The 15,630-nt window shown below is 73.7% G+C and carries 12 protein-coding genes; 7 read left to right on the top strand and 5 right to left on the bottom strand.

Annotation, left to right across the window (positions count from 1 at the left end):
- Nucleotides 1-10: 10 nt before the first annotated feature.
- Nucleotides 11-4,333, bottom strand: coding sequence for a cation-translocating P-type ATPase (locus PGH47_RS05105; protein ID WP_271662437.1), 4,323 nt, complete (start codon nt 4,331-4,333; stop codon nt 11-13).
- A gap of 116 nt (nt 4,334-4,449) precedes the next feature.
- On the bottom strand, nt 4,450-5,763 hold the full coding sequence (locus tag PGH47_RS05110) for an extracellular catalytic domain type 1 short-chain-length polyhydroxyalkanoate depolymerase (protein WP_435887831.1): 1,314 nt from the start codon (nt 5,761-5,763) through the stop codon (nt 4,450-4,452).
- A 397-nt stretch (nt 5,764-6,160) separates the two neighbouring features.
- Between PGH47_RS05110 and PGH47_RS05115 the strand changes: the two genes are divergently transcribed.
- Together PGH47_RS05115 and PGH47_RS05120 are read left to right on the top strand one after the other, a co-directional pair.
- Complete coding sequence (locus PGH47_RS05115) at nt 6,161-6,283, top strand: hypothetical protein (RefSeq protein WP_271668296.1); 123 nt, start codon at nt 6,161-6,163, stop codon at nt 6,281-6,283.
- 52 nt (nt 6,284-6,335) lie between these two features.
- The gene (locus PGH47_RS05120; RefSeq protein ID WP_271662439.1) at nt 6,336-7,118 is read left to right on the top strand and encodes a pectate lyase; all 783 of its coding nucleotides are present in this window, start codon (nt 6,336-6,338) and stop codon (nt 7,116-7,118) included.
- Between the two features lie 139 nt (nt 7,119-7,257).
- On the opposite strand, the gene PGH47_RS05125 is transcribed toward PGH47_RS05120, so the two are convergent.
- Entirely contained in the window at nt 7,258-8,013 is a 756-nt protein-coding gene (locus PGH47_RS05125; protein WP_271662440.1) for a PaaX family transcriptional regulator C-terminal domain-containing protein, read from the bottom strand.
- 75 nt (nt 8,014-8,088) lie between these two features.
- Between PGH47_RS05125 and PGH47_RS05130 the strand changes: the two genes are divergently transcribed.
- Nucleotides 8,089-9,762, top strand: a complete 1,674-nt coding sequence (locus PGH47_RS05130; protein ID WP_271662441.1) for a DNA alkylation response protein — start codon at nt 8,089-8,091, stop codon at nt 9,760-9,762.
- A 28-nt stretch (nt 9,763-9,790) separates the two neighbouring features.
- On the opposite strand, the gene PGH47_RS05135 is transcribed toward PGH47_RS05130, so the two are convergent.
- A complete protein-coding gene (locus tag PGH47_RS05135) occupies nt 9,791-10,378 on the bottom strand; it encodes an Rv1733c family protein (protein WP_271662442.1) in 588 nt (195 codons plus the stop codon).
- A gap of 275 nt (nt 10,379-10,653) precedes the next feature.
- On the opposite strand from PGH47_RS05135, the gene PGH47_RS05140 reads away from it, so the two are divergent.
- The 4 genes from PGH47_RS05140 (at nt 10,654) to PGH47_RS05155 (ending at nt 14,508) form a co-directional block, all read left to right on the top strand.
- The gene (locus PGH47_RS05140) at nt 10,654-11,739 is read left to right on the top strand and encodes a WD40/YVTN/BNR-like repeat-containing protein (protein WP_271662443.1); all 1,086 of its coding nucleotides are present in this window, start codon (nt 10,654-10,656) and stop codon (nt 11,737-11,739) included.
- Between the two features lie 73 nt (nt 11,740-11,812).
- The gene (locus PGH47_RS05145) at nt 11,813-12,490 is read left to right on the top strand and encodes a uracil-DNA glycosylase (protein ID WP_030957367.1); all 678 of its coding nucleotides are present in this window, start codon (nt 11,813-11,815) and stop codon (nt 12,488-12,490) included.
- Nucleotides 12,487-13,464 (top strand): N-acetylglucosamine kinase, encoded by a 978-nt coding sequence (locus PGH47_RS05150; RefSeq protein ID WP_271662444.1) that lies wholly within the window; start codon nt 12,487-12,489, stop codon nt 13,462-13,464. The genes PGH47_RS05145 and PGH47_RS05150 overlap by 4 nt, the downstream gene beginning before the upstream one ends.
- A gap of 120 nt (nt 13,465-13,584) precedes the next feature.
- Entirely contained in the window at nt 13,585-14,508 is a 924-nt protein-coding gene (locus tag PGH47_RS05155; protein ID WP_271662445.1) for a sirohydrochlorin chelatase, read from the top strand.
- A gap of 68 nt (nt 14,509-14,576) precedes the next feature.
- Here PGH47_RS05155 and PGH47_RS05160 read toward each other — a convergent pair whose 3' ends face one another.
- A complete protein-coding gene (locus tag PGH47_RS05160) occupies nt 14,577-15,626 on the bottom strand; it encodes a lactonase family protein (protein ID WP_271662446.1) in 1,050 nt (349 codons plus the stop codon).
- Between the last annotated feature and the right edge of the window lie 4 nt (nt 15,627-15,630).

Below are 15,630 nucleotides of genomic sequence, written 5' to 3' on the forward strand. Positions count from 1 at the left end.
CGCCGTGCGGCTACGGGTCACCCCGGGCCGGCGCCTGCCGCAGGACGAGCCGATCCAGGTACGGCACCGCGCGCCCGCCCGCCGCGGCGACGGCGATCGACACGGCCACACCGGCCCAGGCGACCGGGCCGAGCGGTGTGCAGCCGAAGACACGGCTGACCCCGGGTGTCTCGACCAGGACGACGAGGACGGCCGCGGAACCGAGTGCGGTGACGCGGACCAGCGGGCTGTCCTTGCGGTCGGCCAGCGTCTGGGCGAGCTGGGTGCCGACCACCGCGCACAGCGCCATCGTGGTGGAGCGCCGGGCGGTGCCCGGGGTGAAGCGACCGAACAGCCAGGCCGCCGTGCCGCCCAGGGCGGTGGTGAGGGCCCGGTGCCTGATCTTGCGGATCAACGGGGCGCCGAGGAGTTCGGTGCCGTCCGAGCCGGCGGGGCCGGTCGAAGGTCCTGCGTTCGCCTCCCCGGCGGCCACCGTGTCCGCCTCCTTCGGCGTGACCGCCACCGCCATCGCCGGGAACAGGTCCGTGAAGAGGTTCACCAGCAGCATCTGACGGGTGGACAGGGGCGCCTCGCCCGACAGGAGTGTGCCGAGCAGGCCGAAGCCGACCTCGCCCGCGTTGCCGCCGATCAGGATGGCGATGGCGTCGGCGACGCTGTGCCACAGGGCCCGGCCCTCGGCGACCGAGTCGATGAGGACCGTCAGATCCCCGTCGGTGAGCACGAGGTCGGCGGCGTTGCGGGCGGCCGCCGAGCCGCGGGCGCTGATGCCCACGCCGATGTCGGCGGCGCGGATGGCCGCGGCGTCGTTGGCTCCGTCGCCGACCATGGCGACGACCCGCCCGGCGTCCCGCAGCGACTCGACCACCTGGAGTTTCTGCTCGGGCGCGACCCTGGCCACGACACCCACGTCACGGAGCATCCGGATGCGCCCTTCCCGGTCCGCGGAGGCCAGTTCGTCGCCCGTGACGACGCCGGTGTCAGCGGGCCAGCCCAGTTCGGCGGCGATCGCCCGGGCGGTCCGCGGGTGGTCGCCGGTCAGCATGACGGGCCGTACGCCTGCCTCGCGCAGGCCCCGGACCAGGGCGGTGGAGGTCTCTCGCGGTACGTCGGCGAGAGCGAGCAGGCCGGTGAACTCCAGCTCCCCCAGAGGCTGTTCGAGGACCTCCGCCGGGTCTTCGGACGGGTCGAGGGTGCGGTGGGCGACCGCCAGGACGCGCAGTCCGTCGCCGGCCAGCTCCTGTGCTCTCCCGGATGCCGACGGGGGCACGCCGGGGCAGGCGGGCAGCACCGTCTCGGGGGCGCCCTTGACGACGAGCAGCGGGGCGCCGTCCGGTGTCCGGCCGACCGCGGCGGCATAGCCGCGCCCCGCCTCGAAGGACAGGCCCTCGCTCTGGGTCCAGTCGGGGTCGGGCGCCGCCGCGTCCAGGACGGCCTCGTCGGTGGCGTGCACCGGCCAGTCAGTGCCGACGGCAAGGCGAGGGCAGGCCCGTGCCGCGGCCCTCAGGGTGTCGTCGGCCGCCTTCTCGTCCGGTCCGCGGACCGTGCCGTCGGCCTCGGTCACCCGCACCAGGCGCAGCCGGTTCTCGGTGAGCGTGCCGGTCTTGTCGAAGCAGACGGTGTCCATCCTGCCGAGCGCCTCCAGGGTGCGCGGTGCCCGGACGAGCACGCCGCGGCTGCTGAGCCGACGGGCGGCGGCGAGCTGCGCGACGGTCGCCACCAGCGGCAGCCCCTCCGGCACGGCGGCCACGGCCACCGCGACCCCGCCGCTCACCGCACGTCGGATCGGGGTGCCGCGCAGCAGCGAGAGGGCGGTCACCCCGGCCCCGCCCGCGAGCGTCAACGGCAGTGCCTTGTCGGTGAGTTCGCGCAGCCTGGCCTGCACTCCGGCGGACGGTGGCCGGCGGGCGGCGAGGGCGACGGCGCGCGCGGCCTCCGTGTGGTCCCCGGTGTCCACCACTACCGCGCGGGCGTGCCCGGCCACCACGGTCGTGCCCTCGAACACCATGCAGCGGCGGTCCGGGACCGCGGCGTCCGGCGTCGGATCGACGTCCTTGTCGGCCGGCAGGGACTCCCCCGTCAGCGCGGACTCGTCCACCTCCAGACCGTCCTCCCCCACGATGCGGGCGTCGGCGGGCACCACGTCGTCGACCCGGAGCTCGATCACATCGCCGGGGCTGAGCTTCGCGGCATCCACCAGGTGCGGCCGGGACCGCGTGTCCTCGGCGGTGACGCGCGCCTTGCGCTTCTGCTTGGCCAGCAGCCAGGACAGCGCCCGCTCGGCGCGCATCCGCTGGACGCCGCCGACCAGTGCGTTCAGGTCGAGCGCGCCGATGACCAGCAGGGCGTCCAGGACCGAGCCGAGGATGGCCTCGGCGGCCGAGCCGACGGCCAGTACGGGGGTGAGGGGATCGTCGAGTTCGTCGCGCACGGCACCGGCGAGCCTGAGCGGCCCGCTCACCGGGGCGAACACACGCTTGCGGGCCATCGTCCGGACCGCCTCGCGCGTGCCGTCGGTGACCCGCTCGGGCAGGGTCGGCCCGGGGCCCGACTCGTCCGCCAGCCGTGCGCGGACCTCCCGGTGCTCCAGTTCGTGCCAGGCCACCCTTGGCCTGGGGTGCGGGGCGCGGGCGAGGGCCACGCCGACGGCCGCGCGCGTGCCGGCGAGCAGAGACCAGGCCGCGCTCGCGTCGACCGGCGTATGACGCAGGCCCGACCACGGCGTACGACGGCCACGCCGGGACTTGCCGATGGCCACCAGCAGCCCCGACAGCGCGGCTCCGGACCGGGCCAGGGTCTGCGACCTGCGGCCGACCTTGCGCGCGGCCGGGACCGCGCGCAGCAGGCGCCACACATCGGCGGGGCCGTGCGGGGCGAGCACGTCGGCGCTCCAGACGAGGGCGCCGTCGCGGTCGGTGAGGGCGACGGCCACGTCGCCGGCGAGCAGTCCGTCGTGCACGTCCTCGTCGTCCGCGCCGGGCCGGGCGACCGTGACGACGGCGCCGCTGTCGCCGCGCAGCTCTTCGACCACCTCGCGCAGCGGCCGTCCGTCGCGCACCACCTGGTCGGCGAGGCTCGTGAAGTCGGCCAGCGCCGGGTCGTCCACCATGACGACCCGCAGCCCCGCACGCCGGGCCGCGTCCAGCACGGCCTCGGCCCACGGGTCGGCGCCGGCGCCCTCGGTCCGCAGCGCGCTCGGATGCAGCACGACCGTGTCGGCCATCTCCAGCTGCCGCAGCCGCTCGCTGTCCCGGACCAGGACGCCGGTGCGGGACAGCGCCGAGGCCAGTACGGCGTGGAAGGCGGCGGGCCCGTAGCGCGCGGCCTTGGGTGCGCCCGCGAGCACCGCCTCTGCGGCCTCGGTGCCGTCGTGCTTGACCAGCAGCATGGCCGCGGCGCCCACCAGGCTGCCGGCCTCGGCGTGCGCGGCGTACTCCTGCGCCGGGGAGGTGCGCAGCGGCGGGCGCGGGAAGCCGGTGCCCGCGACGCTGGACCGCTCGGGCGCGCAGACGTCGTCGTGGACCTTGTCGAAGGCGGTGGCCCGCGCCACCGTCTCCGCCAGCTGGAGCGAGCGCAGCGCGCCGTCCAGCACCAGGGCGGTCGGGGTGCGTCCGGCGCCGTGCGCGGCCGCGTGCGCCACGGCCAGTGCGAGGTCCATGCGGGAGCGGCCGATCCGCGCGCGCAGCCAGTCGCGGAAGGCGGGGTTCTCGCGGAGCAGCGTCACCAGCGCTGTCACCGACTGGGGTGAGGCGGGCAGGCGCAGGAAGTACCCGGCGAACGCGGCCGCGATCCCGATCCCGTCGGCGGCGAGCGTCGCCGCGGCGGCCCGCACTCCGGCGGGGTCGGCCGGGTGGGGGACCTCGTCCACGGCCTCGCCCGTCGGGGCCAGACCGTGCTGGGCGGCGAGCTCGGTCGCCCTCTTGAGCACCCGGTCGCCGGCCGAGTCCTCCACGGCGGTGATCACCAGCCGGCACAGCCCGCCGTCCCAGTACGCCAGCGCCACGTCGGGCCGCTCCGCCAGAGACTCGGCGACCTTGCGTGCCGCGTGTTCCGTGCCGCCCAGCCGTCGTACGCGTTCCGGCGCCTCGGGCCGCAGTGCGAGGTGGGCCCGGGCGCCGGATCGCCAGGGGTGCTGGTGCATGGCGAGCGTGCTGCGGGCGACCCGTACGACACGGGCCGCGCTGTCGGCGCTCCGGACCCCCGCCCGGGCCGTCGCGGTCACCGCCCCCGCGGTGATTCCCACCGCGGGGGCGGCTCCTCTCGCGAGCAGTCTCGGTCCGGCCGCGACCAGCCCGGCCGCGGCGGCCGTCGGACGTGTGATCAGTGACAGAGCCATGGCGCGCCCTCAGCGGAGTCCTCGATCTACATCGCCTGCGTGCCGCCGGGTTCCCGCAAAACGGAATGTCACCCGTCCGAACGGCGGGGGCGCCGGCTCGCCCCCGACCGCGCCCATCACCCGGCCGTACAGGCCGTTCCATTGAGCGTGAAGGCGCCCGGCGCCGCGCTGTTGCCGGTGTGGCTCGCCTGGTAGCCGATGCTGACGCTCGCACCGGGCGCGAGGGTCGCGTTGTACGAAGCGTTCGTCGCCGTCACCGCGCCGGAGGACGGGGCGTAGGTGGCTCCCCAGCCGTTGGTGATCGTCTGGCCGGTGGGCAGGGTGAAGCCGAGCCGCCAGCCGTTGACGGACGTGGAGCTCGTGTTGGTCAGGGTCACGGAGGCGGTGAGGCCGGTGTTCCAGGTGTTGGTCGTGACGCCGGCCTTGCAGGCGCCGGGCTGGGGCTGCGGGGTGGGGCCTCCGCTGTCGAGGCCGAAGAAGGCGAGGACCTTGGCGGCCATTCCGTAGCCGTAGAGGTTGTGGCCGACGCCCTGGAGGCTGATCGCCTCGACGGGGGCACGGTCACCGGTGCCGCCGTAGCGGGTGCGGGTCCAGCCGGACTGGGGCGAGTCCGTGGTGGCCGGGGTCTGGCCGACGCCGTGGACGTTGGTCCACTGCTTGATCATCTCCCCGAAGTTGGGGTAGCGCAGGACGTCGTCCTCGGTGCCGTGCCAGAGCTGCATTCGGGGGCGGGGACCGGTGTAGCCGGGGTACGCGGCGCGGGCGGTGTCGCCCCACTGCTGCGCGGTGCGGGTGACCGTGCCCTGGGCGCACGCGCTGTTCCACTCGGAGCCGTCGGTGGTGGCGAAGCAGCCGAAGGGAACGCCCGCGAAGGCGGCGCCGGCGGCGAACACGTCGGGGTAGTCGCCGAGCAGGACGTTGGTCATCATCGCGCCGGAGGAGATGCCGGTGACGAAGACACGGCCGGTGTCGGCGTCGTAGGTGCGCGTGGCCCAGTCGACCATGGACCTGATGCCGACCGGGTCGCTGCCGCCGTCGCGCCTGAGCGCCTGCGGCGAGGAGACGTCGAAGCACTTGCTGCTGCGGGTGACGGACGGGTACAGCACGACGAAGCCGTACCGGTCGGCGAGGGTGTCGTACTCGGTGCCGTTGTACATGTCCGGGCCGGAGCCGGTGCACCAGTGCACGGCCACCAGGACCGCGGGCTTCGCGGCCACGTTCTCCGGCACGTACACGTACATCCGCAGGTTGCTGGGGTTGGTGCCGAAGTCGGCGACCTCGGTGAGCGTCGCGGCCGGGACGGCGTCGGCCGCCTCGGTGCGGGCGCCGGCCGCCGGGGCTGCGACGAGCAGTGCCGCGAGCAGCGGCAGGAGGGCGGCGAACAGCGCCAGGAGCTGTCGTCTCACGGTCGTGCGGTGGGGGGTGGGCACGTCCCTGTCCCTTCTGATCGCGGCTCGTGGACGTCCTCTCACGTGAAAAGCATGCGAGCCATCGGGCAGGCACGCGAGTGCATCGTGGCATGAACACGCTCATCATGGAAGCGCTCCCACGGCATCGGTCAGATAGCCCTTACCGCCACCCTCGCCCGTATCAGAACTGGCTGAATCCTTCCGCGCAAAGCGTTGACCAGAAAGCGCTTACCCCATACGTTCCGTTCAGCAGTGTGACCGAGCCGCTCCGCAACACCCCCACATGGCCACCCTGCCCGCGCACGGCGTTCTGCTTGATGCACATCGTTCACGTACCCGATCGTGTCGATACTCCCCGAAGGGACGCATCCGCATGCGAACCATCCCCCCACGTGCACGCCCGCAAAGAACCGCACCGGTGACGGCGGTCACCCTCTCCACGTCGAACGCCTTCACCTCGCCGCCCTACGGCTGCACCGCGGAGTCCGCGTCCACCGTTGCCGCCTCGGTGACGGGCGGCGCGGGCGCAGGAAAGCTCTGACCTCCCCCGAACGAAGCACTGACCACCCCCAACCGGAAGAAGGCATCGGGACATGACTTCACCAGCAAAGCCGCGCGCCCGGCGGCGCGCGCTGACCGGCGGCCTGGCCGCACTCGGCCTCTCATCTGTCATGATCACGACACTGGGTGCTCCGCCGGCGAGCGCCGCGACCTGGCCGTCGGCCTCCGGCAGCCAGCCGGTGAGCTCGACCATCAAGGTGTCCGGCGTCCGGGACGGCGGCATGGTCCGGTACTACGGCAGCGGCGACCTGGCCGGCGACGGGCAGGAGGAGGGCCAGGACCCGATCTTCGAACTCGCGGCCGGCGCGACGCTGAAGAACGTCATCATCGGCGCGCCCGGCGCCGACGGCATCCACTGCGAGGGCAACTGCACCCTCCAGAACGTGTGGTGGGAGGACGTCGGCGAGGACGCCGCCACCTTCCGCGGCGGCTCCACCTACACCGTGACCGGCGGCGGCGCCAGGAAGGCCGCCGACAAGGTCTTCCAGCACAACGGGCCCGGCACCCTGAACGTCTCCAACTTCGCGGTCAGCGAGTTCAAGACGCTGTACCGCTCGTGCGGCGACTGCTCCACGCAGTACACGCGCAAGGTCAACCTCAGCAACATCGAGGTGACCGGCACGGGGTCCACGGCCCGCCTCGTCGGCATCAACGTCAACCGGGGCGACGTGGCGACGCTGCGCGGCATCACGATCCTCAACGACTCCGGCCGCAAGGTCGTCCCGTGCCAGAAGTACAACAACAACACGGCCGTCGGTACGGGCCCCGACAGCACGAACTGCCTGTACTCCAGCTCGGACATCACCTACAGGTAGCCCGCGTCAGGAGGTAGTCCCCCACGGCGAAAGCGGCCGTCCGAAGCGCTCCCGCCCGGCGCTTCGGGCGGCCGCCGTGTCGTTCGGGACCGGCACGCGCGTGCCTGTCCGGTGGGTACGCGCGTGCCTCTCCGATCGGTCAGCGGCCCTCACGCGCGCGTACGTCCCGTGCCAACTCCCGCCGGTAGTCGGCATACGCGTCCCGCAGTCCCGCGCCGGGCCAGTCGGGCGGGAGGAGTTCGCCGGGCAGTACCGGGTCGGCGAGCAGATGGCGTACGACAGCCGCGAAGGCGGTGAAGCGGTCCGACGGCTGCCGCGCGCGGGCGACATGGGCGAGCAGGGCGTGTCCCGTGCCGGCCCAGGCGTCCAGCGGCCACAGACTCGCGGCCAGTGCGAGCGGCGGGCGCTCGGGGCGGGCCGTGTAGCGCTGGGCCACCTGGTCGAGGCCGGCCGGCAGGGCGCGGCGCAGGTTGGCCGGCCGCAGCCAGACGCCCTCGCGGAGTTCGGCGAGCCGCAGGCGGGTCAGCTCGGTGCGCAGTTCGGCGCGTTGGGCGGCGCCCCGCCCCGTGGCGGTGACCACGACCATCTCCCAGTCGCCGCCCCAGGGCCGGGTCCCGGGATGGACGGCGTCGTCCTGGCGCCGCTGGCGTTGCAGCAGCCGGTCACTGAGACCGTAGACGGTGTCCGCGCGCCGCAGGTCACCGGCCGCCGTCATCCGGCTGAGCGCCGCCCGCAGGGTCGATCCCGCGATCCCGAACGGCTCCACCGCGCTCACCAGGTCCTTCACCGGCAGCTCCGGCGGATGCAGACCCAGCAGCAGGCTGAGGACGACCGAGCGGGCGGACAGCGGACGCAGTTCCACCTCGTCGGCCTGCGGGGAGGCGTAGTTCGGCATGGCCAGGTACCTTACGTGCCGACTCGGCGTATTACAGGATTGCTGCAACCGCAGCAATGGTGCAACACTGACGGTATGGTCTCGATACTCGCGCAGGAGCAGTCCGGGCAGTACGCCACGCACGACGTCACCAACCAGCCCCCGCCCCTGGCGCCGTACGACGCGGCGCAGGACACGGCCCTGCTGGAAGGGCTGCGCCGGGAGGGTGCCGGGTGGGCCGAGGAGGACGTCCGGCGGCTCGGTCTGCGGGCCGGGAGCGCCCAGGCGCAGGAGTGGGGTGAGCAGGCCAACCGGCACGAGCCCGAGCTGCGCACGCACGACCGGTACGGGCATCGCGTCGACGAGGTCGAGTTCCATCCGAGCTGGCACCATCTGATGCGGGTCGCGGTCGGCGAGGGCCTCGCGGCGGCGCCCTGGGCGGACGAGCGGCCCGGCGCCCATGTCGCCCGTACCGCCGGCGGGATGGTGTGGGGACACACCGAGGCCGGGCACGGCTGTCCGACGTCGATGACGTACGCCGCCGTCCCCGTGCTGCGCCGGCAGCCCGAGCTCGCGAAGGTCTACGAACCGCTGCTGACCAGCCGGGAGTACGACCCGGGGCTGCGAGTACCGACCGAGAAGCGGGGCCTGCTCGCGGGCATGGGGATGACCGAGAAGCAGGGCGGCTCCGACGTCCGTACGAACACGACCACGGCGTGGCCGACCGCCGAGCCCGGCGTGTACACGCTGCGCGGCCACAAGTGGTTCACCTCGGCGCCCATGTGCGACGTCTTCCTCGTCCTGGCCCAGGCGCCAGGGGGTCTGTCGTGCTTCCTCGTGCCGCGCGTCCTGCCCGACGGCAGCCGCAACACCTTCCGCATCCAGCGCCTGAAGGACAAGCTGGGCAACCGCTCCAACGCCTCCTCCGAGCCGGAGTTCGACGGCACCGTCGCCTGGCTGGTCGGGCCCGAGGGGCGGGGCGTGAAGACGATCATCGAGATGGTCAACTGCACGCGGCTGGACTGCGTGATGTCGTCGGCGACGCTGATGCGCAAGACGCTCGTCGAGGCGGGGCACCATGTCCGGCACCGCAGCGCGTTCGGCGCCCGGCTGGTCGACCAGCCCCTGATGCGCAACGTCCTGGCCGACCTGGCGCTGGAGTCCGAGGCGGCCACCACGCTCACGCTACGGCTGGCCGGAGCGGCCGACCGGGTGGTGCGCGGCGCCGACGCGGACGGGACCGAGACGGCGTTCCGCCGGATCGCGACGGCCGTCGGCAAGTACTGGGTCACCAAGCGGGGTCCGGCGTTCACCGCGGAGGCCCTGGAGTGCCTGGGCGGCAACGGCTACGTCGAGGACTCCGGCATGCCCCGCCACTACCGCGAGGCTCCCCTGCTGTCGATCTGGGAGGGCTCGGGGAACGTCAACGCCCTCGACGTCCTGCGGGCGTTGGGCCGGGAGCAGGGCACCGCCGACGCCCTCTTCGCCGAACTCAGCTCGGCGCGCGGCGCGGACGCCCGGCTCGACTCGGCCGTCGTCCGTCTGAAGGACATGCTGGCCTCGGGTTCGGAGGCGGGTGCCCGCCGTCTGGTCGAGCAGATGGCACTGGCCCTCCAGGCGTCCCTGCTGGTCCGGCACGCCCCCGCGGCGGTCGCCGACGCGTTCTGCGCGACCCGGCTCGGCGGCGACTGGGGGCACGCGTTCGGGACGCTGCCCGACTCGGCCGACGTCGACGGGATTCTGGAGCGGGCCCTGCCGGCCCAGGGATGAGGTCCAGGCAGGGGCGTGCGCCCGCCCGTCACCCCCTGGTCCGCCCGCCCCACAACGGGCCGAACCGCGCCCATTCGTAGCCCCACTGGTCGATTCGCCGGCTCTCCAGCCGGCTGCGGAGGGCCCGGCCCGCGACGAAGGGGACGCATGCGGCGCAGACGCCCGCGATGCCGCCGACCAGGGTGGCCCGGGTGCGGGCCTCGGAGGGGGTGGCGGGTCTCGTCACCAGGCGGCCCTGCGGATCGGTCCAGACGGTGACGGGTGTACCGACGCCACTGCCGGGCTGGACGCGGGCCTGCCCGGTGTGCGCGGAGCCGTCGCGCGCGCTCCAGCGGACCTTCGCCCACACCTGCTCGCTGCTGGAGGTGGCGGGGCGCGAGTCGGCCGGGCCCGGCGCCTGTTCGGTGAGCAGGGCCACCGAGGGCCGCCACTCGACGCGTTCCCTGGCCATGCCCTGCTCCACCGTGCCGGCCGTCGCCAGGCCCGCGAGCACTCCGGCGAGGACGGTGACCACCCAGGCGGCGAGCAGCACCCAGGCCTCCACCGCGTCGGCCCGGCGCCTGAGCGGATTGCGCCGCCAACGCCACAGCCACACCTGCGGACCACGGAACGCCATCGAAGGCTTCCTCCTCATGAGCGCACGAACATGCCCTACCGACCTCCCTCCCATACGGGAGCCGGCAGGCGGATGCTCACGGCACCTACCCGACTCGACGGTGGCACGGGTCACGCGGCCCTCGCCGGCGTCTTCGCCAAACGCGCCCGCACAGTGCGGCCGGGAGCTATCATCGCCGCGCTGACCTGCGGCGTCGCCGTTTCCAGAGGTGACTGTCAGTGCCTGGGTGCAGACTGGCCCGTGTCTGAGACAAAGGCGTCGCGGAGGTGATCGGCATGACCGAGGTATTGCTCGCCGTGGGGACACGCAAGGGCCTGTTCATCGGGCGCAGGCGAGGTGACACCTGGGAGTTCGACGAGAGTCCCTACTTCAACGCCCAGGCCGTGTACTCGGTCGCGATCGACACCCGCAGCGAGCGCCCGCGGCTGCTGGCCGGCGGCGACAGCGCGCACTGGGGCCCGTCCGTGTTCCACTCCGACGACCTTGGCCGCACCTGGACCGAACCGGCCCGGCCGGCCGTGAAGTTCCCCAAGGACACCGACGCCTCCCTGGAGCGGGTGTGGCAGCTGCACCCGGCGGCCGCCGAGCCGGACGTGGTGTACGCGGGCACGGAACCGGCGGCGCTGTACCGCTCGGCGGACCGCGGCGAGACCTTCGAACTGGTCCGCCCGCTGTGGGAGCACCCCACCCGGTCGAAGTGGGTGCCGGGCGGCGGCGGTGAGGGCCTGCACACCGTGATCACCGACCGGCGCGACCCGAAGGCCGTGACGGTCGCCGTGTCGACCGCCGGGGTGTTCAGGACCGCCGACGGCGGCGCGAGCTGGGCGCCGTCCAACTCGGGTGTCTCCGCGGTGTTCCTGCCGGATCCGAACCCGGAGTTCGGCCAGTGCGTGCACAAGATCGCACAGGACTCGGCGGACGCGGACCGGCTGTATCTCCAGAACCACTGGGGTGTGTACCGCAGCGACGACGCGGGCGCCAACTGGACCGACATCGGCGAGGGCCTGCCGTCCACGTTCGGCTTCGCGGCGGCCGCCCACCCGCACCGCGGCGAGACGGCGTACGTCTTCCCGATCAACGCCGACGCCGACCGCGTCCCCGCCGACCGCCGCTGCCGCGTCTTCCGTACGGCGGACGCGGGCAAGAGCTGGGAGCCACTGTCGGCGGGCCTGCCGCAGGAGGACCACTACGGCACGGTGCTGCGCGACGCGATGTGCACGGACGACGCGGACCCGGCGGGCGTCTACTTCGGCAACCGCAACGGCGAGGTGTTCGCCTCCGCGGACGACGGCGACAGCTGGCGACAGCTGGCCTCCCACCTGCCGGACGTGCTGTGTGTCAGGGCCGCGGTGATCGCATGAGCCGTGGCGGCTTACGGCCCGGCCTTGGCCACTGGTTGATCAACGCTGCCCTTACGGCAGTAGGGTGACGCCCGTGGCACCACGACCCTTGCATGAAATCGTCGAAGCGGGCTGGGCGAAGGCTCTGGAACCCGTAGCCGAACGGATCGCCGCGATGGGCGACTTCCTGCGCGCGGAGATCGCCGCGGGACGCACCTATCTGCCGGCCGGGCCGAACGTCCTGCGGGCCTTCCAGCAGCCCTTCGACGACGTACGGGTCCTGATCGTCGGACAGGACCCGTACCCCACCCCGGGACATGCCGTCGGCCTGTCCTTCTCGGTGGCCTCCGACGTACGTCCGCTGCCGGGCAGCCTCATCAACATCTACCGGGAGCTCAACACGGACCTGGGGCTGCCGCAGCCGTCCAACGGTGATCTGACGCCGTGGACCGAGCAGGGTGTGCTGCTGCTCAACAGGGCGCTCACCACGGCCCCGCGCAAACCGGCCGCCCATCGCGGCAAGGGCTGGGAGGAGGTCACCGAGCAGGCCATACGCGCACTCGCCGCGCGCGGCAAGCCGCTGGTCTCCATCCTCTGGGGCCGCGACGCCCGTAACCTCCGCCCGCTGCTGGGCAGTCTGCCGTCGGTGGAGTCCGCCCACCCCTCCCCCATGTCGGCCGACCGCGGCTTCTTCGGCTCCCGTCCGTTCAGCCGCGCCAACGACCTCCTGGTCGGCCAGGGCGGCCGGCCCGTGGACTGGCGCCTGCCGTGACCGGCGGTGCCGGGTTCATCGCGGTCGACTCCGGCGGATCCGGCATGCGGATCGTCGTCGGCGAGGTCGGCCGTGGGGTGCTGGCCCGGCGCGAGTCGCGTGAGCCCGTTCGCACCGGCGAACGGGGCATCGACGCCGGGCACTTCATGGAACAGCTCGTGCCCATGGTGCGGGCGGCGGTGGCCGAGTCTGACATCGCGGCGCCGGGCGCGGTCTCCGTGGGGGCCGCCGGGCTCGCCAGCCTGGGCGACGGGCTGCGTGCCGAACTGCCGGGCGCTCTGGAGCGCGAGTTCGGCACCAGGCGGGTCGCCCTGGTCGCCGATGCCGTCACCGCGTACGTGGGTGCCCTCGGGGCTCGGCCGGGTGCGGTCGTGGCGGCGGGCACGGGACTCATCGCGATCGGCACCGACCTGAAGCGCTGGCGCCGTGCGGACGGCTGGGGTCATCTGCTCGGGGACTGCGGCGGCGGTGCCTGGATCGGGCGGGCCGGGCTCGAGGCGGCGATGCGTGCGCACGACGGACGGCCCGACGGATCGCCGGCCCTTCTCGCCCGCGCGGAAAGGATGTTCGGCCCGGCGCGCGGGTTGCCCGGCAAGCTCTACCCGCGCCCGGACCGCCCCGCCGTCCTCGCCTCCTTCGCTCCCGAAGTGGCCGGCTGCGCCGACGGCGATCCGGTCGCCGCGGGCATCCTGCGGGCCGCAGCACGGCACATGGCGGACTCCGCGGCCGCGGTCTGCCCCGCCACCGGGGATCCCCAAGTCACGGTCACCGGTGGTCTGTTGAACATGGGCGCCCCTCTTGTCGCACCCCTGGACGAGGAGTTGTCGAAGCGGCTGCCGCAGGCACGGCGGGTGCCGGCCGACGGGGATCCGCTGCAGGGGTCGGTGCGCATCGCGACCGACCTGGCGACGGATCGGCTGACTCTGCCCAGTGACGAGGCGATGCTCTGCGTGGTGACCGAAAAAGGGGACTGATCCTGCTACGTCGCCCACTTCCACACCGCAGGTAACTCAATCAGACAAAAGCGGACGGATACCGCTCACCTGCACCCTCCCCGAACAGGGGAGCCCAAGAAGCCAGTAACATGCGTCGCCATGAGCTCCCCCACTGGGCCCGCGTCCGGCCTGCCAGTACGAATGCCGCGACCTCGTCAGCCCGGGCGGCACCGCCGACCCGAGCCGTTGGCGGCTCCCGAGGGTGCGCCCTCGCTTGTTCTCGCGGTGCCGGGCACGCCTAGCGCCGCCACCCGCGGCCTCGCCGAGGAGGTCGTGAGCATCGCCCGCTCCGAGCTCCCCGGCCTCGACGCCCGCATCGGGTACGTCGACGGTGATGACGCGGAGTTCCCCACGCTCCAGTCGGTGCTGGTGCATGCCGCCGAGCAGCGCACCGCCCGCTATGAGCAGGCGCTCGCCGCCGGTGTGGAGGCCAAGGAGCCCGAGGGCCCCGTCGCCGTCGTCGTGCCGCTGCTCGCCGGCCCGGACAGCGCGCTGCTGCGTGTCATCCGCCAGGCCGTGATGGACAGCCGTGTCGCGGCCGACCTGACCGATGTGCTCGGCCCGCACCCGCTGCTCGCCGAGGCGCTGCACGTGCGCCTGTCGGAGGCCGGGCTGGCCCGCGCCGACCGCGCCCGCCTGTTCACCGTGGCCACGGCCGCGGACGGCATCATCCTGGCGTCCGTCGGCGGCGAGGAGGCCGTGCAGGCGGCCGGGATCACCGGCATGCTGCTCGCCGCGCGGCTGGCCGTGCCGGTGATGGCGGCCGCCCTGGACCAGGAGGGCTCGATCACGGCCGTCGCCGAGCAGCTGCGGTCCTCGGGCTCGCAGCAGCTGGCGCTGGCGCCGTACCTGATAGGGCCGGAGATCGACCCGAGCCTGATCGCGGAGGCCGCGCAGGAGGCGGGCTGCTCCGCCGCCGAGTCGCTCGGCGCGTACCCGGCGATCGGCAAGCTGGCCCTGTCGATGTACACGACGGCGCTGGGCATCGCCCCGCCGCAGCCGCAGGGCACGTCGGTGCGCTGACGCGCACGTCAACAGCCGTAACGCCGAAGGGCCCGCCCCGCACCGGGGACGGGCCCTTCGGCGTCCGGTCACACGGCGGGGTCGGGTCCGAGGACCACGCAGGATGCCGCGGGCACCTCGATGGAGCCCTCGTAGCGCGGGAGTCCCCGGTCGGGGTCCAGGACGAACCAGGACACGTCGCCGGAGCGCTCGTTCGCGACGTACAGGAACCCGTCGGCCTCGGTCAGCGCGCGTGGCCAGTGCCCTGCGCAGGGCACCGTGCCGACCAGCCGCAGGTCCTCGTCCTCGACTGCGAACGTGGACAGCACGTCCTCGCCGCGGGTGGCGGTCCATACGAAGCGGCCGTCGGGCGAGGCCACGATCCCCGACGGGTAGGCGTCGCCGGCCGGGGCGCCAGGCAGCACGGGCACCTCCGTGAGCGGCTTCAGCGTGCCGTCGTCGGCGTCCCAGTGGCAGACGGTGACGGTCGGCGTGAGTTCGTTGACTACGTACGCATACCGGCCGTGCGGGTGGAAGGCCAGGTGGCGCGGGCCGGAACCGGGACGCAGGGCGATCTCCCGGTGCACTTCGAGCGTGCCGTCGGTCAGGGTGCACACCCGCACCGAGTCGGTGCCCAGGTCGACGCTGACGGCCCAGCGGCCGCTCGGGTCGGGCTGCACCTGGTGGGCGTGCGGTGCCTGCTGGCGCGGTGCGTGGGGGCCGGAGCCGGTGTGCCGCAGCACGATGGGCGGGGAGTCCGCGAGGGTGCCGTCGGAGCGGACGGGCACGGCGGTGACGCTGCCGGAGCCGTAGTTGGCGGTCAGGACGTGACCGTCGAAGACGCTGAGGTGCGTGGGGCCGTTGCCGGCCACCGGGACCGGCGAGCCGAGGAGCTCGGGCTTGGCGCCGGTCACTCGGTACGCGACCACCGTGCCGTCGGCCGTCTCGCTGGCCGCGTAGAGCGTGTCGCCGGCGGGCGACAGGGCCAGGTACGCGGGGTCGGGCACGTCCCGCACCCCGCTCTGGACGGTCAGCGCGCCGTTGTCCGCGGCCACGGACGCCGTGGTGATGCCATGACCTCCGGCCGCCGTGAACGACCCGATGTAGGCCCGCCTGCCCCGCCTGCCGACGTCTGCCACCGCA

Source organism: Streptomyces sp. HUAS 31 (assembly GCF_028198125.1).
GTDB lineage: Bacteria > Actinomycetota > Actinomycetes > Streptomycetales > Streptomycetaceae > Streptomyces > Streptomyces chartreusis.

Coding starts and splice junctions, on each gene's coding strand:
- PGH47_RS05105 (WP_271662437.1), bottom strand. CDS start 4,333: ATGGCTCTGTCACTGATCACACGTCCGACGGCCGCCGCGGCCGGGCTG.
- PGH47_RS05120 (WP_271662439.1), top strand. CDS start 6,336: ATGACTTCACCAGCAAAGCCGCGCGCCCGGCGGCGCGCGCTGACCGGC.
- PGH47_RS05125 (WP_271662440.1), bottom strand. CDS start 8,013: ATGCCGAACTACGCCTCCCCGCAGGCCGACGAGGTGGAACTGCGTCCG.
- PGH47_RS05130 (WP_271662441.1), top strand. CDS start 8,089: ATGGTCTCGATACTCGCGCAGGAGCAGTCCGGGCAGTACGCCACGCAC.
- PGH47_RS05135 (WP_271662442.1), bottom strand. CDS start 10,378: ATGGCGTTCCGTGGTCCGCAGGTGTGGCTGTGGCGTTGGCGGCGCAAT.
- PGH47_RS05140 (WP_271662443.1), top strand. CDS start 10,654: ATGACCGAGGTATTGCTCGCCGTGGGGACACGCAAGGGCCTGTTCATC.
- PGH47_RS05155 (WP_271662445.1), top strand. CDS start 13,585: ATGAGCTCCCCCACTGGGCCCGCGTCCGGCCTGCCAGTACGAATGCCG.